Origin of the sequence: Afifella sp. H1R (genome assembly GCF_021462425.1) — a bacterium.
Taxonomy (GTDB): domain Bacteria; phylum Pseudomonadota; class Alphaproteobacteria; order Rhizobiales; family Afifellaceae; genus Afifella; species Afifella aestuarii.
In genome coordinates this window covers 1,102,890-1,119,666 of record NZ_JAKEDY010000001.1, presented here as the reverse complement: position 1 = coordinate 1,119,666, position 16,777 = coordinate 1,102,890, and the positions used below count along the sequence as shown (strand labels likewise).

The 16,777-nt window shown below is 61.9% G+C and carries 21 protein-coding genes; all 21 read left to right on the top strand.

Going from position 1 to position 16,777, the window contains the following annotated elements:
• The first annotated feature begins 93 nt into the window (after positions 1–93).
• Positions 94–4,311, top strand: coding sequence for a DNA-directed RNA polymerase subunit beta' (gene rpoC, locus L0F51_RS05335; RefSeq protein WP_234628250.1), 4,218 nt, complete (start codon positions 94–96; stop codon positions 4,309–4,311).
• Positions 4,312–5,298: 987 nt separating this feature from the next.
• Positions 5,299–5,670: a 30S ribosomal protein S12 gene (gene rpsL, locus L0F51_RS05330; protein WP_026381892.1), complete on the top strand. Its 372-nt coding sequence runs from the start codon at positions 5,299–5,301 to the stop codon at positions 5,668–5,670.
• An 11-nt stretch (positions 5,671–5,681) separates the two neighbouring features.
• On the top strand, positions 5,682–6,152 hold the full coding sequence (gene rpsG, locus L0F51_RS05325) for a 30S ribosomal protein S7 (RefSeq protein ID WP_092816690.1): 471 nt from the start codon (positions 5,682–5,684) through the stop codon (positions 6,150–6,152).
• A gap of 21 nt (positions 6,153–6,173) precedes the next feature.
• Positions 6,174–8,264, top strand: a complete 2,091-nt coding sequence (gene fusA, locus L0F51_RS05320; RefSeq protein WP_234628249.1) for an elongation factor G — start codon at positions 6,174–6,176, stop codon at positions 8,262–8,264.
• Between the two features lie 41 nt (positions 8,265–8,305).
• On the top strand, positions 8,306–9,481 hold the full coding sequence (gene tuf / locus L0F51_RS05315) for an elongation factor Tu (protein WP_234628248.1): 1,176 nt from the start codon (positions 8,306–8,308) through the stop codon (positions 9,479–9,481).
• Between the two features lie 62 nt (positions 9,482–9,543).
• Positions 9,544–9,852 carry a 30S ribosomal protein S10 gene (gene rpsJ, locus L0F51_RS05310; protein WP_092816559.1) on the top strand — a complete coding sequence of 103 codons (309 nt, stop codon included), beginning with the start codon at positions 9,544–9,546 and terminating at the stop codon, positions 9,850–9,852.
• Positions 9,853–9,879: 27 nt separating this feature from the next.
• Positions 9,880–10,602 carry a 50S ribosomal protein L3 gene (rplC, locus tag L0F51_RS05305; protein WP_234628247.1) on the top strand — a complete coding sequence of 241 codons (723 nt, stop codon included), beginning with the start codon at positions 9,880–9,882 and terminating at the stop codon, positions 10,600–10,602.
• Positions 10,602–11,222, top strand: coding sequence for a 50S ribosomal protein L4 (gene rplD / locus L0F51_RS05300; RefSeq protein ID WP_234628246.1), 621 nt, complete (start codon positions 10,602–10,604; stop codon positions 11,220–11,222). Before rplC ends, rplD begins: the two co-directional genes overlap by 1 nt.
• Positions 11,219–11,512 (top strand): 50S ribosomal protein L23, encoded by a 294-nt coding sequence (locus L0F51_RS05295; RefSeq protein ID WP_092816565.1) that lies wholly within the window; start codon positions 11,219–11,221, stop codon positions 11,510–11,512. The genes rplD and L0F51_RS05295 overlap by 4 nt, the downstream gene beginning before the upstream one ends.
• Positions 11,513–11,515: 3 nt before the next feature.
• Complete coding sequence (rplB, locus tag L0F51_RS05290; protein WP_128294261.1) at positions 11,516–12,352, top strand: 50S ribosomal protein L2; 837 nt, start codon at positions 11,516–11,518, stop codon at positions 12,350–12,352.
• Between the two features lie 36 nt (positions 12,353–12,388).
• Positions 12,389–12,667, top strand: coding sequence for a 30S ribosomal protein S19 (rpsS, locus tag L0F51_RS05285; RefSeq protein ID WP_092816569.1), 279 nt, complete (start codon positions 12,389–12,391; stop codon positions 12,665–12,667).
• A gap of 2 nt (positions 12,668–12,669) precedes the next feature.
• Complete coding sequence (gene rplV, locus L0F51_RS05280) at positions 12,670–13,050, top strand: 50S ribosomal protein L22 (protein ID WP_092816571.1); 381 nt, start codon at positions 12,670–12,672, stop codon at positions 13,048–13,050.
• 17 nt (positions 13,051–13,067) lie between these two features.
• Complete coding sequence (rpsC, locus tag L0F51_RS05275; protein ID WP_234628245.1) at positions 13,068–13,766, top strand: 30S ribosomal protein S3; 699 nt, start codon at positions 13,068–13,070, stop codon at positions 13,764–13,766.
• A 40-nt stretch (positions 13,767–13,806) separates the two neighbouring features.
• Positions 13,807–14,220 carry a 50S ribosomal protein L16 gene (rplP, locus tag L0F51_RS05270; RefSeq protein WP_092816575.1) on the top strand — a complete coding sequence of 138 codons (414 nt, stop codon included), beginning with the start codon at positions 13,807–13,809 and terminating at the stop codon, positions 14,218–14,220.
• Between the two features lie 10 nt (positions 14,221–14,230).
• On the top strand, positions 14,231–14,434 hold the full coding sequence (gene rpmC / locus L0F51_RS05265; protein WP_092816577.1) for a 50S ribosomal protein L29: 204 nt from the start codon (positions 14,231–14,233) through the stop codon (positions 14,432–14,434).
• Between the two features lie 10 nt (positions 14,435–14,444).
• A complete protein-coding gene (rpsQ, locus tag L0F51_RS05260) occupies positions 14,445–14,690 on the top strand; it encodes a 30S ribosomal protein S17 (RefSeq protein ID WP_234628244.1) in 246 nt (81 codons plus the stop codon).
• Positions 14,691–14,750: 60 nt separating this feature from the next.
• The gene (gene rplN, locus L0F51_RS05255) at positions 14,751–15,119 is read left to right on the top strand and encodes a 50S ribosomal protein L14 (protein ID WP_092816581.1); all 369 of its coding nucleotides are present in this window, start codon (positions 14,751–14,753) and stop codon (positions 15,117–15,119) included.
• Between the two features lie 13 nt (positions 15,120–15,132).
• Positions 15,133–15,450, top strand: a complete 318-nt coding sequence (rplX, locus tag L0F51_RS05250) for a 50S ribosomal protein L24 (protein WP_092816583.1) — start codon at positions 15,133–15,135, stop codon at positions 15,448–15,450.
• Positions 15,443–16,015 (top strand): 50S ribosomal protein L5, encoded by a 573-nt coding sequence (rplE, locus tag L0F51_RS05245; protein ID WP_128294259.1) that lies wholly within the window; start codon positions 15,443–15,445, stop codon positions 16,013–16,015. Before rplX ends, rplE begins: the two co-directional genes overlap by 8 nt.
• A gap of 44 nt (positions 16,016–16,059) precedes the next feature.
• Positions 16,060–16,365, top strand: coding sequence for a 30S ribosomal protein S14 (gene rpsN, locus L0F51_RS05240; protein ID WP_092816586.1), 306 nt, complete (start codon positions 16,060–16,062; stop codon positions 16,363–16,365).
• Between the two features lie 10 nt (positions 16,366–16,375).
• Entirely contained in the window at positions 16,376–16,774 is a 399-nt protein-coding gene (gene rpsH / locus L0F51_RS05235; RefSeq protein WP_092816588.1) for a 30S ribosomal protein S8, read from the top strand.
• Positions 16,775–16,777: the final 3 nt, after the last annotated feature.

The window sequence follows — 16,777 nt, the reverse complement described above, 5'->3', positions numbered from 1 at the left end:
CCATTGCCTCGACCAGACTAACCCAGCCGCTTCCCCCGGCGGCGCGGCGTCGCTTGGTGCGGCGCGAGGAACATTGGCAAGGAGAATGACCCTATGAACCAAGAGGTCATGAACATCTTCAGCCCGCAGGCGCAGCAGCAGACGTTCGATCAGATTCGAATTTCGCTCGCGAGCCCTGAGAAGATTCTGTCTTGGTCTTACGGCGAGATCAAAAAGCCGGAAACCATCAACTACCGGACGTTCAAGCCTGAACGCGACGGTCTGTTCTGCGCGCGCATCTTTGGCCCGATCAAGGACTATGAGTGCCTGTGCGGCAAGTACAAGCGGATGAAGTATAAGGGCATCATCTGCGAAAAGTGCGGTGTGGAAGTGACGCTCGCGCGCGTTCGGCGCGAGCGTATGGGCCATATCGAGCTCGCCGCTCCGGTTGCTCATATCTGGTTCTTGAAGTCGCTGCCGTCCCGCATCGGCCTCATGCTCGACATGACGCTGAAGGACATCGAGCGCGTCCTTTATTTCGAGAACTACATCGTCGTTGAGCCGGGCATCACGCCGCTCCAGGAGAAGCAGTTGCTCTCCGAAGACGAGTATCTCGAGGCGCAGGATCAGTACGGTGCCGACAGCTTCACCGCCATGATCGGCGCGGAGGCCGTGCGCGAGCTGTTGATGGCGATCGATCTCGAGACGGAGGCCGTGCGCCTGCGCCAGGAGATCGCCGAAGCGACGACGGAGCTGAAGCCGAAGAAGCTCGCCAAACGCCTCAAGGTCATCGAGGCCTTCATGGCGTCCGGCAACCGTCCGGAATGGATGGTGATGACGGTCGTTCCGGTCATTCCGCCGGATCTGCGTCCGCTCGTGCCGCTCGATGGCGGCCGTTTCGCGACGTCGGATCTCAATGATCTCTATCGCCGCGTCATCAACCGCAACAACCGCCTGAAGCGCCTCATCGAGCTTCGTGCGCCGGACATCATCATCCGCAACGAAAAGCGGATGCTGCAGGAATCCGTCGACGCGCTGTTCGACAACGGCCGTCGTGGCCGCGTCATCACGGGCACCAACAAGCGCCCGCTGAAGTCGCTCTCCGACATGCTGAAGGGCAAGCAGGGCCGCTTCCGGCAGAACCTTCTCGGCAAGCGCGTCGACTATTCCGGCCGTTCGGTCATCGTGGTCGGCCCGGAGATGAAGCTGCACCAGTGCGGCTTGCCGAAGAAGATGGCGCTCGAGCTGTTCAAGCCGTTCATCTATTCGCGCCTCGACGCCAAGGGCTATTCGGCCACGGTGAAGCAGGCGAAGAAGCTGGTGGAAAAGGAGAAGCCGGAAGTCTGGGATATCCTCGACGAGGTCATCCGCGAGCATCCGGTGATGCTGAACCGGGCGCCGACCTTGCACCGCCTCGGCATTCAGGCTTTCGAGCCGGTGCTGGTGGAAGGCAAGGCGATCCAGCTGCATCCGCTCGTCTGCGCAGCCTTCAATGCCGACTTCGACGGCGACCAGATGGCGGTCCACGTGCCGCTGTCGCTGGAAGCACAGCTCGAAGCCCGCGTCCTGATGATGTCGACCAACAACATTCTGCACCCGGCGAATGGTCAGCCGATCATCGTGCCGTCGCAGGATATCGTTCTTGGCCTCTATTATCTCTCGGTGATGCAGGACAACGAGCCGGGCGAGGGGATGCTGTTCGGCTCGATCAACGAGCTGCATCATGCGCTCGAGGTCGGTGCGGTGACGCTGCACACGAAGATCAAGGGTCGCTACAAGGGGATCGGCCCGGATGGCGAGCCGAACTCGAAGATCTACGAGACAACGCCTGGGCGTATGCTGATCGGCGAGCTTCTTCCGAAGCATCCGGCCATCCCGTTCGACATCTGCAACAAGCTGATGACGAAGAAGGAGATCAGCCGGACGATCGATACGGTCTACCGGCATACGGGCCAGAAAGAGACCGTGATCTTCTGCGACCGGATCATGCAGCTCGGCTTCCGTCAGGCGGCCCGCGCCGGCATTTCGTTCGGCAAGGATGACATGGTCATTCCGGAGGCGAAGACGGCGCTCGTCGAAGAGACGCGTCAGCTCGCGGCCGAATATGAGCAGCAGTACAACGACGGCCTGATCACTCAGGGCGAGAAGTACAACAAGGTCGTCGACGCGTGGGCGAAGTGCACCGACAAGGTCGCCGACGAGATGATGAAGAAGATCCAGGCGGTCGAATTCGATGAAGAGACCGGGCGCCAGAAGCAGGTCAACTCCATCTACATGATGTCGCATTCCGGTGCGCGTGGCTCTCCTGCTCAGATGAAGCAGCTGGCGGGCATGCGTGGCCTGATGGCCAAGCCGTCCGGCGAGATCATCGAGAGCCCGATCATCTCCAACTTCAAGGAAGGCCTGTCGGTTCTGGAGTACTTCAACTCCACGCACGGTGCCCGAAAGGGTCTGGCCGACACCGCTTTGAAGACGGCGAACTCGGGTTATCTCACGCGCCGTCTCGTCGACGTGGCCCAGGACTGCATCATCACCGAGACGGATTGCGGCTCGGAGAACGGCCTCACCATGCAGGCGATTGTCGATGCGGGTCAGGTTGTCGCGACGATCGGCCAGCGCGTCCTTGGACGCACGGCAGCCGAAGACGTGACGGATGCTGCGACGGGCGAGATCATTGTCCCGAAGGGCGAGCTCATCGAAGAGCGGCATGTGGAAGCGATCGAGGCGGCCGGCGTGCAATCCGTGCTCATTCGTTCGGTTCTCACCTGCGAGACCAAATACGGCGTCTGCGGCAAGTGCTACGGTCGCGATCTGGCTCGCGGTACGCCGGTCAATATGGGCGAGGCCGTCGGCGTCATCGCGGCGCAGTCGATCGGCGAGCCGGGAACGCAGCTCACCATGCGGACCTTCCACATCGGCGGTACCGCGCAGGTGGTCGACCAGTCGTTCCTGGAATCGACGTTCGAGGGCACGGTCGAAATTCGCAACCGTTCTGTGGTGCGCAATTCCGAAGGCCGGCTCATCGCCATGGGCCGCAACATGCAGGTCGCCATTCTCGACGAGAAGGGCAAGGAGCGGTCGAGCCACCGCGTCCCGTACGGCGCCAAGCTGTTCGTGGACGAGGGCGACACGATCAAGCGGGGGCAGCGGATTGCCGAATGGGATCCGTATACCCGGCCGATCGTGACGGAAGTCGGCGGCAAGGTGTCGTTTGAGGATATGGTCGAAGGCGCCTCCGTGACGGAGACGGCCGACGAATCGACCGGCATCACGAAGCGCGTCGTCATCGACTGGCGGGCAAGCCCGCGTGGGGCGAACCTGAAGCCTGCTCTCGTCGTCTTCGATGCGAACGGCGAGCCGGCGAAGCTCGAGCGTGGCGGCGACGCCCGCTACCAGCTCTCGGTCGATGCCATTCTCTCGGTGGAGCCGGGAGACGAGGTGGCACCGGGCGATGTGCTGGCACGTATCCCGCTTGAAAGCGCCAAGACGCGCGACATCACCGGCGGTCTGCCGCGGGTGGCGGAGCTCTTCGAAGCGCGACGTCCGAAGGATCACGCCATCATTGCCGAGCAGGCAGGTATGGTCCGCTTTGGCCGCGATTATAAGAACAAGCGGCGTATCGTGATCGAGCCTGTCGATGGTGAAGGCGAGCCGGTGGAATATCTGATCCCGAAGGGACGGCCGTTCCATCTGCAGGAAGGCGACGTGATCGAGAAGGGCGACTTCATTCTCGATGGTCTGCCGGCCCCGCACGACATCCTGGCGATCAAGGGCGTGGAAGAGCTTGCGGCTTACCTCGTCAACGAGATCCAGGAGGTCTACCGACTGCAGGGCGTGTTGATCAACGACAAGCACATCGAGGTGATCGTTCGCCAGATGCTGCAGAAGGTCGAGATCACCGAGCAGGGCGACAGCGACCTCATCTCGGGCGAGCAGGTCGACCGTATCGAGCTCGATGCGATCAATGCGCGTCTCCACGAAGAGGGCAAGCGGACCGCCGAAGGCGTGCCGGTGCTGCTGGGTATCACCAAAGCGAGCCTGCAGACCCGCTCGTTCATCTCCGCGGCCTCCTTCCAGGAGACCACTCGGGTGCTCACCGATGCTGCCGTCAACGGCAAGATCGATACGCTCGAAGGCCTCAAGGAGAACGTCATCGTCGGCCGCCTTATCCCGGCCGGTACCGGCGGCGCGATTGCGCGGCTGCGCGCGATCGCTCAGCGGCGGGACGAGCTCATCGCCGAGGACGAGCGCAAGCGGGCGGAGATCTCCGCCAAGTCCGCTCTCGTCGATCTGAGCGGCGGCGAGGGAGCCCCGGTCGACGCGGCCGAATAGCCCTTCGAAGGGTCTCCGTTGAGTTTGAAAGCCCCGGCCGAGCGCCGGGGCTTTCGCGTTATACGGCTGCGTCGGGGCGCCGCAGACGCGACCTCTGTGGCCGGCGGAGCACAGGCCCGAGCGAACTGTGAACCATTTACTTCCTCGACATTTTCTCGCGTGAAAATCGCTTGTGCAGGCCGGCTATTCCTTTAGAGCAGCGCGGCCGGCGAAAAACCGCCGCAAGGCTCACAAGATCAGTCTCTGGGGATGAACCTTTTCGGCCGCCCGCCGTTAACGGGGCCGAGGGGAACCAGAACTCAACGGAACAGGATAGATGGCCGGACACCTTGTCAAACGCACCCTGCTGTTTTTCGGGTTGACGTTCGGGTACGCGACGATCGCAGCGATCCCGTACCTCAACTGAGGCAGATTTTCAGTTCAACAAAAGGGCCGGCCGTAGCGCCGGCCTTTTTTTGTTTAGTCGACGGTATCTGTCGCGCTCGGCGAATCGGAGCGCCAGGTGGCTAGAGGTCCCGGCGATTCGTTTTCCGTGAATTTCGGGCCTCGCAGCTCTTGTGGGAGCGATTCTCTTTCGATTAGAATCGCATGCGGCCGCCTTTCGGAGGCGATCGGCGAACATTTCGCCCTGCTGCGATGGATCCTGTGGCCAGGCCGGCGCCAAAGCGAGCTTTGAATCGTCGATTCCGGGCCCTGACGCCGCAAACGTTAAGAAAACCCGGGCCTCGGGGTTGACGCGAACCCTACCACTGGCTAGATGAGCACCACCCAAGGGGCAGGCGGTAAGCCAAGCCCTGTTTCGTGCGTCCATTGCGCGAGACTACAAGGCTTAAACGCTGCCCGGGTTTGAATGCGATACGAGTTTTGGATCATGATTGCGGTCTCCCGCAATCCTCTGTTTCGAGCGCTGCAACCTTCTAAAGGTGATGCGGCGCGATTCATGTCGTGTTCGTGAGGGATTCGATAGAACGGAAGCCGGACATATTAATGCCGACGATCAACCAGCTCATCCGCAAGCCGCGTCACGACAAGCCGCGGCGTAACAAGGTGCCGGCGCTCGAGGCCAATCCGCAGAAGCGCGGTGTGTGCACGCGCGTCTACACGACGACGCCGAAGAAGCCGAACTCCGCGCTGCGTAAGGTTGCCAAGGTGCGCCTCACCAACGGCTACGAAGTCGTCGGCTATATCCCGGGCGAGGGCCATAATCTTCAGGAGCACTCCGTGGTGATGATCCGCGGCGGGCGCGTGAAGGACCTTCCGGGTGTTCGCTATCACATTCTGCGCGGCGTCCTCGATACGCAGGGCGTCAAAGACCGTCGCCAGCGTCGTTCGAAGTACGGCGCCAAGCGGCCGAAGTAAGGAGAGGGGCGATGTCGCGACGCCGTCGTGCAGACAAGCGGGAAATCAATCCCGATCCGAAGTATGGGGATCGGGTGATCTCCAAGTTCATGAACTCCGTGATGTATCACGGTAAGAAGTCGGCCGCTGAATCGATCGTCTATGGGGCGCTCGAGAGTGTGGAAGGCCGGATGCGCCAGGATCCTGTCGCCGTCTTCCATCAGGCGCTCGACAACGTCATGCCGCATGTGGAAGTGCGCTCCCGCCGTGTCGGTGGTGCGACGTACCAGGTGCCGGTCGAAGTCCGGGTGGATCGCCGTCAGGCGCTGGCCATTCGCTGGCTGATCACGGCCGCCCGCGGCCGTAATGAGCGGACCATGAAGGAGCGCCTTTCCGGCGAGCTCATGGACGCTGCCAACAACCGCGGAAATGCGGTGAAGAAGCGCGAAGATACGCACCGCATGGCGGAAGCGAACCGCGCCTTCTCGCATTACCGCTGGTAACCGAAAGAAACGGGGCCCCACATGCCACGCGACTATAAGATCGAGGACTACCGCAATTTCGGCATCATGGCGCACATTGATGCCGGAAAGACCACGACGACGGAGCGGATCCTCTTCTACACCGGCAAGAGCCATAAGATGGGCGAGGTCCATGAGGGCGCCGCCACCATGGACTGGATGGAGCAGGAGCAGGAGCGGGGCATCACGATCACGTCGGCTGCGACGACCACCTTCTGGGCGGGTCGCGACGGCAAGAAGCGGCGCCTCAACATCATCGACACGCCAGGCCACGTCGACTTCACGATTGAAGTCGAGCGTTCGCTGCGTGTGCTCGACGGTGCGATTGCTCTTCTCGACGCCAATGCCGGCGTCGAGCCGCAGACCGAGACGGTTTGGCGCCAGGCGGACAAGTACAAAGTTCCGCGCATGATCTTCGTCAACAAGATGGATAAGATCGGCGCCGACTTTTACCGCTGCGTGGAGATGATCGAGGATCGTCTCGGTGCTCAGCCGCTGGTTCTTCAGCTGCCGGTCGGCGCGGAAAGCGACTTCAAGGGCGTCGTCGATCTCATCGAGATGAACGCTCGCCTCTGGCGCGACGAGACGCTCGGCGCACAGTGGGACGACGTGGAAATCCCAGAGGATCTTCGCGATCGGGCCGATGAGTGGCGCGAGAAGCTCATCGAGACCGTTGTCGAGCTCGACGACACCGTCATGGAAGCCTATCTCGAAGGCAACATGCCGGACAACGACACGATCCGCCGGCTCGTCCGCAAGGGCACCTGCGCCGTGCAGTTCTTCCCGATCCTTGCCGGCTCGGCTTTCAAGAACAAGGGCGTTCAGCTTCTGCTCGACGCGGTCGTCGACTATCTGCCGAGCCCGGTCGAAGTGCACGCGATCCGCGGCATCGACCCGAAGAATGGCGAAGAGGTCAAGCGCGTCTCCTCGGACGACGAGCCGCTCTCGATGCTCGCGTTCAAGATCATGAACGACCCGTTCGTCGGCTCTCTGACCTTCGCCCGCATCTATTCGGGCAAGCTCGAATCGGGTGCCAGCCTGATGAACACGGTGAAGGAAAAGCGCGAGCGCATCGGTCGTATGCTTCTCATGCACTCCAACAACCGTGAAGAGATCAAGGAAGCGTTCGCTGGCGACATTGTCGCGCTCGTCGGTCTTAAGGACACGACGACGGGTGATACGCTCTGCGACCCAGTGAAGCCGGTCATCCTGGAGCGGATGGAATTCCCGGATCCGGTCATCGAGATCGCGATCGAGCCGAATTCCAAGGCTGACCAGGAGAAGATGGGCCTCGCCCTCAACCGCCTGGCGCAGGAGGACCCGTCCTTCCGCGTGAAGACGGACGAGGAATCCGGTCAGACGATCATCGCCGGCATGGGCGAGCTTCATCTCGACATCCTCGTCGACCGCATGAAGCGCGAGTTCAAGGTCGCGGCGAATGTCGGTCAGCCGCAGGTGGCGTATCGCGAGACGATCACGCAGGCTGCCGAGATCGACTACACGCATAAGAAGCAGAGCGGCGGTTCGGGCCAGTTCGCCCGCGTCAAGATCGTGTTCGAGCCGCAGGAGCCCGGTGCGGGTTTCGCGTTCGAATCCAAGATCGTCGGCGGCAACGTGCCGAAGGAATACATTCCGGGCGTCCAGAAGGGCCTGGAAAGCGTCCTTGGCAATGGTGTGCTGGCCGGCTTCCCGATGGTCGACCTCAAGGCGACGCTCCTCGACGGTGCGTACCATGACGTTGACTCCTCGGTGCTCGCCTTCGAAATCGCGGCTCGTGCCGCGTTCCGCGAAGGTGCCCAGAAGGCCAAGCCGGTTCTTCTCGAGCCGGTCATGAAGGTCGAGGTGGTGACGCCGGAGGATTATACCGGGTCTGTGATCGGTGACCTCAATTCCCGGCGTGGGCAGGTGCAGGGCCAGGAGATGCGGGGCAATGCCACCGTCATCAACGCCATGGTGCCGCTTGCCAACATGTTTGGTTACGTCAACACGCTGCGCTCGATGAGCCAGGGGCGTGCCCAGTACACCATGCAGTTCGACCATTACTCGCCGGTGCCGAGCCAGGTCGCCCAGGAAATTCAATCGAAATACGCCTGATTTCTTCAGAAACAGGTTGAGAAGTCAGACGGAGAGAGCTGATGGCAAAAGAGAAATTTTCGCGCACGAAGCCGCATGCGAACATCGGGACGATCGGTCACGTCGACCATGGCAAGACGACGCTGACGGCGGCGATCACGAAGTTCTTCGGCGAGTATCGGGCTTACGACCAGATTGATGCGGCGCCGGAAGAGAAGGCGCGCGGCATCACGATCTCGACGGCGCATGTTGAGTACGAGACGGAGAAGCGTCACTACGCACATGTCGACTGCCCTGGGCACGCGGACTATGTGAAGAACATGATCACGGGCGCGGCGCAGATGGACGGCGCGATCCTGGTTGTGTCGGCGGCCGACGGCCCGATGCCGCAGACGCGTGAGCACATTCTGCTCGCCCGTCAGGTCGGTGTTCCGGCGCTTGTCGTTTACATGAACAAGGTCGACCAGGTCGACGACGAGGAGCTTCTTGAGCTCGTCGAGCTCGAGGTTCGCGAGCTTCTGTCGTCCTACGAATTCCCGGGCGACGACATTCCGGTGATCAAGGGCTCGGCGCTTGTGGCGCTCGAGGACGGCGACAAGGCGCTTGGCGAGGATTCGATCCGCGCTCTGATGGCGGCTGTCGACGATTACATCCCGACGCCGGAGCGTCCGATCGACCAGCCGTTCCTGATGCCGATCGAAGACGTGTTCTCGATCTCCGGCCGCGGCACGGTCGTGACGGGTCGTGTGGAGCGTGGTCAGATCAAGGTGGGTGAGGAAGTCGAGATCGTCGGCATCCGCGACACCCGCAAGACGACGGTGACGGGCGTCGAGATGTTCCGCAAGCTGCTCGACAGTGGCCAGGCGGGCGACAACATCGGCGCGCTGCTTCGCGGCATCGACCGCGAGGGCGTGGAGCGCGGGCAGATCCTGTGCAAGCCGGGTTCGGTGACGCCGCACACGAAGTTCAAGGCGGAAGCGTACATTCTGACGAAGGAAGAGGGTGGTCGGCACACGCCGTTCTTCACCAACTACCGTCCTCAGTTCTACTTCCGGACGACGGACGTGACGGGTGTCGTGACGCTGCCGGAAGGCACCGAGATGGTGATGCCGGGCGACAATGTGACGATGGACGTGACGCTGATCGTGCCGATCGCGATGGAAGAGAAGCTGCGCTTCGCCATCCGTGAAGGCGGCCGCACCGTCGGCGCCGGCATCGTCTCCGAAATCATCGAGTAACCGCGATCGGGCGTGGCTTGTTCGCACCCGCGGACACCACGCCCCGTCTGTGAGGCAATGAAATGAACGGACAGAACATCCGGATCCGGCTTAAGGCCTTCGATCACCGCGTTCTCGATACGTCGACGGCGGAAATCGTCTCGACGGCGAAGAGGACCGGGGCGCAGGTCCGCGGGCCGATCCCGCTGCCGACCCGGATTGAGAAGTTCACGGTGAACCGGTCGCCGCATGTCGACAAGAAAAGCCGCGAGCAGTTTGAAATCCGCACGCACAAGCGCCTGCTCGACATCCTCGATCCCACACCGCAGACGGTCGATGCTTTGATGAAGCTCGACCTCGCGGCGGGCGTCGACGTCGAGATCAAGCTCTAGCGGATACCTGACGAAGGGAAGACCAGGATGCGTTCTGGCGTCATCGCAAAAAAACTCGGCATGACCCGGGTCTACACGGAAGCCGGCGAACAGGTGCCGGTCACCGTTTTGAGGCTCGACAATTGCCAGGTCGTCGCTCAGCGCACAGCGGAGAAGGACGGCTACACGGCCGTGCAGCTCGGTGTCGGGCGCGCCAAGCCGAAGAATACCGTGAAGGCCATGCGCGGCCATTTCGCGAAGGCCGAAGTCGAGCCCAAGCGTAAGGTCGCCGAATTTCGCGTGAGCCCGGAAAACATGATCGAAGTCGGGGCCGAGATTACGGCCGAGCATTTTCTGCCCGGTCAGTATGTCGACGTCACCGGCACCTCGATCGGTAAGGGTTTCGCCGGTGCCATGAAGCGGCACAATTTTGGTGGTCTGCGTGCGACCCACGGCGTGTCCGTGTCGCACCGCTCCCATGGTTCGACGGGTAACCGCCAGGATCCGGGCAAGGTCTTCAAGAACAAGAAGATGGCCGGTCATATGGGCGACACGCGGGTGACGACGCAGAATCTGCAGATCGTCCGCACCGACGCCGAGAAGGGTCTCCTTCTCGTGCGCGGCGCCGTTCCGGGTGCCAAGGGCGGCTGGCTTTTGGTTCGCGACGCGATCAAGAAGGCGGCGCCTGAGGGCGTTCCGACGCCGGCCGCGCTGCGCAAGGATGCTGGCGCTGCTGCAACGCCCGAGACCGCCGAAGGGGGCGCAGAATAATGGAACTTCAAGTCACCACGCTCGCCGGTGAATCTGCCGGGCAGGTGTCGGTATCGGACGAGGTCTTCGGCCTCGAGCCGCGGCAGGATCTCCTGCAGCGCATGATCCGCTACCAGCTCCTGAAGCGTCAGGCGGGTACGCATAAGGCGAAGGATCGCGGCGAAGTCTCGATGACGACCGCCAAGATGTATCGTCAGAAGGGCACCGGTCGCGCCCGTCACGGTTCGAAGAAGCCTGGCGTGTTTCGCGGCGGCGGCAAGTCGCACGGTCCGGTTGCTCGCAGCCACGCGATCGAGCTGCCGAAGAAGGTTCGCGCTCTTGCTCTGAAGCACGCCCTTTCTGTGCGAGCTCAGACGGACACGCTGATCATCATCGATGACGCCAAGGCGGGCGAAGCGAAGACCAAGGGTCTCGCCGCTCAATTTGCCGGGCTCGGGCTCAACAGCGTCCTCATCGTGGACGGTGCGCAGCTCGACGACAACTTCGCCAAGGCGGCGCGCAATCTGCGCAATGTCGATGTGCTGCCTGTGCAGGGCATCAACGTCTACGACATTCTGCGTCGCGAGAAGCTGGTTTTGACGAAGTCGGCGATCGAGGCGCTGGAGGAGCGGTTCAAATGACCAGCCTCAAACACTACGACACAATCCTGTCGCCGGTGATCACCGAAAAGTCGACCTTTGCGTCTGAGAACAATCAGGTCGTCTTCAAGGTGAAGAAGGATGCCACGAAGCCGGAAATCCGTGCTGCCGTGGAAGAGCTCTTCAAGGTCAAAGTGACGGCGGTGAACACGCTCCTGCGCAAGGGCAAAACCAAGCGCTTCCGCGGCATCAAAGGCCGGCAGGGCGATTTCAAAAAAGCGATCGTGACCCTTCAGGAAGGGCACTCGATCGACGTGACGACGGGTCTTTAAGCGATGGCTTTGAAAACCTTCAATCCGCGTACGCCGGGCCAGCGTCAGCTGGTCATCGTCGACCGCTCGGGCCTCTGGAATGGCAAGCCCGAGAAGAGCTTGACGGAAGGTCTGACAAAGTCGGGCGGACGCAACAATCTCGGTCGGGCGACGGCGCGTCGGCGTGGCGGTGGTCACAAGCGCAGCTATCGCATCATTGATTTCAAGCGTCGCAAGTTCGACGTGCCGGCAACGGTGGAGCGCCTCGAATACGATCCGAACAGGTCGGCATTCATCGCTCTGGTGCGCTACGAGGACGGCGAGCTTTCGTACATCCTGGCGCCGCAGCGCGTCGCCGAGGGCGACACCATCGTTTCGGGCCAGTCGAATATCGACGTGAAGCCGGGCAACGCCATGCCTCTGCGGGCGATGCCGGTCGGCACGATCGTGCATAATGTTGAGTTGAAGCCGGGCCGTGGCGGCCAGATGGCGCGCTCAGCGGGCGCCTACGCGCAGATCGTCGGACGTGACCAGGGCTATACGGTTCTGCGTCTCGGATCTGGCGAGCAGCGTCTGGTTCAGGGTGTGTGCATGGCGACAGTCGGCGCCGTCTCCAACCCGGATCATTCCAATGTGAGCCTCGGCAAGGCCGGACGGTCGCGTTGGCTTGGACGTCGGCCGAGTGTTCGCGGTGTGGCGATGAACCCGATCGACCATCCGCACGGCGGTGGTGAAGGACGCACTTCGGGCGGCCGTCACCCGGTGACCCCCTGGGGCAAGCCGACAAAGGGCAAGCGCACGCGGTCCAACAAGGCATCGCAGAAATACATCGTCCGCTCTCGCCACGCCCGCAAGAAGTAACGGGCCGGCACAGGCAGGATCAGGAGTTCAATCGAAGTGGCACGTTCAGTCTGGAAAGGTCCGTTCTTTGACGGCTTCCTCCTCAAGAAGGCGGAGAAGGCCCGCGAGTCCGGCCGCAAGGAAGTGATCAAGATCTGGAGCCGTCGCTCCACCATTCTCCCGCAGTTCGTCGGGCTCACTTTCGGCGTCCATAACGGGCACAAGCATATCCCTGTGCTCGTGACGGAAGACATGATCGGGCACAAGTTCGGCGAATTCGCTCCGACCCGCACCTATTACGGTCATGCGGCGGACAAGAAGGCGAAGAGGAAGTAACCATGGGTAAGCCCAAGCGTGAGCGGGCGCTCGGCGACAACGAGGCCAAGGCGGTTGCGCGCATGATGCGCATTTCGCCGCAAAAGCTGAACCTGGTTGCCGGCCTCATCCGTGGCAAGAAGGTGTCGACGGCGATTGCCGATCTCACCTTCTCGCGCAAACGCATCGCCATTCAGGTGAAGAAAACCCTGGAGAGCGCGGTTGCGAATGCGGAGAACAATCACGACTTGGACGTCGACAATCTGGTCGTTGCGGAAGCTCACGTCGGCAAGGCGCTCGTGATGAAGCGCTTTTCTCCGAGAGCGCGCGGCCGGGTCGGACGGATCACCAAGCCGTTTTCCAATCTCACCATCGTCGTGCGCGAAGTCGAGGACGCGGCCTAAGCGCCGAGGAGTAAGGTATGGGACAGAAAGTCAATCCGATCGGCCTCAGGCTCGGCATCAACAAGACCTGGGATTCCCGCTGGTTCGCCAGTGACGCGGAATACGGGCCCTTGTTGCACGAGGATCTCAAGATCCGCCGCGCTCTGATGGAAGATCTCAAGCAGGCCGCGGTGTCGCGCATCGTGATCGAACGCCCGCACAAGAAGTGCCGCGTGACGATCCAGACGGCTCGGCCGGGCATCGTGATCGGCAAGAAGGGCGCCGATATCGAGAAGCTGCGCCGCAAGGTGGCGCGGATGACCGACTCGGAAGTGCACATCAACATCGTTGAGGTGCGCAAGCCCGAGACTGACGCGGCCTTGATCGCTCAGTCGATCGCGCAGCAGCTGGAGCGTCGTGTGGCGTTCCGCCGGGCGATGAAGCGCTCGGTTCAGTCGGCGATGCGTCTTGGCGCGCAGGGCATTCGGATCGCATGCGGCGGCCGGCTCGGTGGCGCGGAAATCGCGCGGGCTGAATGGTATCGCGAAGGTCGCGTTCCGCTGCACACGCTGCGCGCGGACATCGATTTCGGCACGGCCACGGCGCATACCGCCTACGGCACGATCGGCATCAAGGTGTGGGTGTTCAAGGGCGAAATCCTGGAGCACGACCCGTTTGCATCCGAGAAGCGGCTGCTCGAAGGGCCTGAAGCCTCGCGCCGTGGCGCGTCGGCCTAAGACGCTGCGGCTGATCGGACAAGGGAATTGAGAGAAGAACATGCTGCAACCCAAACGCACCAAGTTCCGCAAGGCGCATAAGGGCCGCATCCACGGAGCGGCGAAGGGCGGGACGGATCTGAACTTCGGCTCCTTCGGCCTCAAAGCGATGGAACCGGAGCGGATTACCGCCAGGCAAATCGAAGCGGCTCGTCGGGCGATCACGCGTCATATGAAGCGTGCCGGTCGTGTGTGGATCCGTATTTTCCCGGACGTGCCGGTGTCGTCGAAGCCGACCGAAGTGCGTATGGGTAAGGGCAAGGGCTCGCCGGAATACTGGGCGTGCCGCGTTCATCCGGGCCGCGTAATGTTTGAGATCGACGGCGTCGGCGAGGCGACTGCGCGTGAGGCGCTGCGTCTTGGAGCTGCGAAGCTGCCGGTGAAGACGCGTGTCGTCACCCGGATCGGCGAGTGAGGAAGAGGCCATGAAGGCGACCGAACTTCATACCAAATCGGTGGACGAGCTTAACGACGAGCTCGGCCGCTTGAAGAAGGAGCAGCTCAATCTGCGCTTCCAGCAGGCATCCGGCCAGCTGGAGAAGACCGCCCGCATCCGCGAGGTCCGCCGCACGATTGCGCGTATCAAAACCATTGCGGCGCAGAAGCATGCCGCCGCGGCGAAGGCTTGAGGAGCGAAGAATGCCGAAACGCGTGTTGCAAGGCACGGTGGTAAGCGACATCTCCGACAAGACGGTTACCGTCGACGTCGAGCGGCGCTTTACACATCCGCTCCTGAAGAAGATGGTCCGTCGGACGAAGAAGTATCAGGCGCATGACCCGAACAACGAGTTCAAGGTCGGCGACGTGATCTTCATCCAGGAGACCCGTCCGATTTCGAAGAACAAGTGCTGGCTGGCGATCGGCCGCGAAGCACCGACCGAATAGCGCACAGAAACAACTGTCGGAACAGCGGTTCCGGATGAAGAACAAGAAGGACGTCGGGCCATGATCCAGATGCAGACCAACCTCGATGTGGCGGACAATTCCGGCGCGCGCCGCGTGCAGTGCATCAAGGTGCTCGGCGGCTCGAAGAGAAAATACGCCCATGTCGGCGACATCATCGTCGTCTCCGTCAAGGAAGCCATTCCGCGCGGACGCGTGAAGAAGGGCGATGTGATGAAGGCGGTCGTGGTGCGCACCGCGAAGGACATTCGTCGTGCGGACGGCAGCGTCATCCGCTTCGACAAGAATGCGGCTGTGCTGGTGAACAACCAGAAAGAGCCGGTCGGCACGCGTATCTTCGGCCCGGTTCCGCGCGAGCTCCGCGCGAAGAACCACATGAAGATCATCTCGCTGGCACCGGAAGTGCTGTGAAAAGGGTTTGTTGATGGCCGCGAAGATCAAAAAGGGTGATCGGGTCATCGTTCTTGCCGGCAAGGATAAGGGCCGCAAGGGCGAAGTGATCCGGGTGATCCCGAAAGAGAACCGGGCGCTGGTGCGCGGGGTGAATATGATCACCCGTCATCAGCGTCAGACCGCGAGCGAAGAGGGCGGCATCGTGCGCAAGGAAGCGCCGGTGCATCTGTCCAATCTCGCGCTCGAAGACAAAGAGACGGGTGGCCCGACGCGGGTTGGCTTCCGGGTTCTGGAAGACGGCCGCAAGGTCCGCTACGCCAAGCGCTCAGGAGAAACGATCGATGGCTGAGGCTGCTTTCGATATCGACAGCTACTCGCCGCGGCTGCAGGCACATTACCGCGATGTGATCGTGCCGAAGCTGAAGGAAGAGTTCGGCTACGCGAACCCGATGGTGGTGCCGCGGCTCGACAAGGTCGTCCTCAATATGGGCGTCGGCGAAGCGGTCTCCGATTCCAAGAAGGTTCAGTCGGCTGCCGAGGATCTCGCTCTGATCGCCGGCCAGAAGCCGGTCATCACGCGGGCTCGCAAGTCGATCGCGACGTTCAAGCTGCGCGAAGGCATGCCGGTCGGCGTCAAGGTGACGCTGCGCCGCGAGCGGATGTTCGAGTTTCTCGATCGTCTCGTCAACGTGGCTCTGCCGCGTGTGCGTGACTTTCGTGGCCTCAATCCGAAGAGCTTCGACGGGCGCGGGAACTACGCGCTTGGCATCAAAGAGCACATCGTCTTCCCGGAAGTGAACTACGACAAGGTCGATCAGATCTGGGGCATGGACATCATCGTTTGCACGACTGCGCAGACGGACGATGAGGGGCGGGCGCTCCTCAGGGAATTCAACTTTCCCTTCCGGCAGTAGCAGGCACAGCCTGCTAGACGCGGTTAGGGCGTGAAGAGGTAAGTATGGCGAAGAAGAGCGCAATCGAGAAGAACCGGCACCGCATGAAGCTCGTGAAGCAGTATGCGGCGAAGCGGGAGGCGCTGAAGGCGCTGGCGGCGGATGAATCGCTGTCGGACCAGGAGCGTTTCGCTGCCCGGCTTAAGCTTGCGAAGCTGCCGCGGAACTCGGCTCCGAGCCGGGTGCGGAACCGTTGCGAGGTGACGGGTCGTCCGCGTGCGTTCTATCGCAAGCTTCAGATGAGCCGTATTGCCCTTCGCGAGCTGGGCAACGAGGGCAAGATCCCCGGCCTCGTCAAGTCGAGCTGGTAGGAGAGAAATCATGCTTATCAATGATCCTCTCGGCGATATGCTGACCCGTATCCGCAATGCGCAGGGGCGCCGGCGGACCTCAGTCAGCTCTCCGTCCTCCAAGCTCAGGATGCGCGTTCTCGACGTCCTGCAGGCGGAAGGTTACATCCGCGGCTATTCGGAAGTCGATCACGCCAACGGTATTTCGGAGCTCGAGATCGAGCTGAAGTACAACGAGGGCGAGCCGGTCATCCGCGAGATTCAGCGCGTCTCCACGCCGGGGCGGCGGGTCTACGCGTCTGTGAAATCGATCCCGACCGTTCATAAGGGCTTGGGCGTTTCGATCCTCTCCACGCCGAAAGGTGTCATGGCGGATTATGACGCTCGCGAGCAGAATGTGGGCGGCGAGGTTCTGTGCCGCGTCTTCTAGGCG

What these genes read in the sequence shown, in the direction of transcription:
- rpoC (WP_234628250.1), top strand. Translation starts at nt 94, where the DNA reads ATGAACCAAGAGGTCATGAACATCTTCAGCCCGCAGGCGCAGCAGCAG.
- rpsL (WP_026381892.1), top strand. Translation starts at nt 5,299, where the DNA reads ATGCCGACGATCAACCAGCTCATCCGCAAGCCGCGTCACGACAAGCCG.
- rpsG (WP_092816690.1), top strand. Translation starts at nt 5,682, where the DNA reads ATGTCGCGACGCCGTCGTGCAGACAAGCGGGAAATCAATCCCGATCCG.
- fusA (WP_234628249.1), top strand. Translation starts at nt 6,174, where the DNA reads ATGCCACGCGACTATAAGATCGAGGACTACCGCAATTTCGGCATCATG.
- tuf (WP_234628248.1), top strand. Translation starts at nt 8,306, where the DNA reads ATGGCAAAAGAGAAATTTTCGCGCACGAAGCCGCATGCGAACATCGGG.
- rpsJ (WP_092816559.1), top strand. Translation starts at nt 9,544, where the DNA reads ATGAACGGACAGAACATCCGGATCCGGCTTAAGGCCTTCGATCACCGC.
- rplC (WP_234628247.1), top strand. Translation starts at nt 9,880, where the DNA reads ATGCGTTCTGGCGTCATCGCAAAAAAACTCGGCATGACCCGGGTCTAC.
- rplD (WP_234628246.1), top strand. Translation starts at nt 10,602, where the DNA reads ATGGAACTTCAAGTCACCACGCTCGCCGGTGAATCTGCCGGGCAGGTG.
- L0F51_RS05295 (WP_092816565.1), top strand. Translation starts at nt 11,219, where the DNA reads ATGACCAGCCTCAAACACTACGACACAATCCTGTCGCCGGTGATCACC.
- rplB (WP_128294261.1), top strand. Translation starts at nt 11,516, where the DNA reads ATGGCTTTGAAAACCTTCAATCCGCGTACGCCGGGCCAGCGTCAGCTG.
- rplV (WP_092816571.1), top strand. Translation starts at nt 12,670, where the DNA reads ATGGGTAAGCCCAAGCGTGAGCGGGCGCTCGGCGACAACGAGGCCAAG.
- rpsC (WP_234628245.1), top strand. Translation starts at nt 13,068, where the DNA reads ATGGGACAGAAAGTCAATCCGATCGGCCTCAGGCTCGGCATCAACAAG.
- rplP (WP_092816575.1), top strand. Translation starts at nt 13,807, where the DNA reads ATGCTGCAACCCAAACGCACCAAGTTCCGCAAGGCGCATAAGGGCCGC.
- rpmC (WP_092816577.1), top strand. Translation starts at nt 14,231, where the DNA reads ATGAAGGCGACCGAACTTCATACCAAATCGGTGGACGAGCTTAACGAC.
- rpsQ (WP_234628244.1), top strand. Translation starts at nt 14,445, where the DNA reads ATGCCGAAACGCGTGTTGCAAGGCACGGTGGTAAGCGACATCTCCGAC.
- rplN (WP_092816581.1), top strand. Translation starts at nt 14,751, where the DNA reads ATGATCCAGATGCAGACCAACCTCGATGTGGCGGACAATTCCGGCGCG.
- rplX (WP_092816583.1), top strand. Translation starts at nt 15,133, where the DNA reads ATGGCCGCGAAGATCAAAAAGGGTGATCGGGTCATCGTTCTTGCCGGC.
- rplE (WP_128294259.1), top strand. Translation starts at nt 15,443, where the DNA reads ATGGCTGAGGCTGCTTTCGATATCGACAGCTACTCGCCGCGGCTGCAG.
- rpsN (WP_092816586.1), top strand. Translation starts at nt 16,060, where the DNA reads ATGGCGAAGAAGAGCGCAATCGAGAAGAACCGGCACCGCATGAAGCTC.
- rpsH (WP_092816588.1), top strand. Translation starts at nt 16,376, where the DNA reads ATGCTTATCAATGATCCTCTCGGCGATATGCTGACCCGTATCCGCAAT.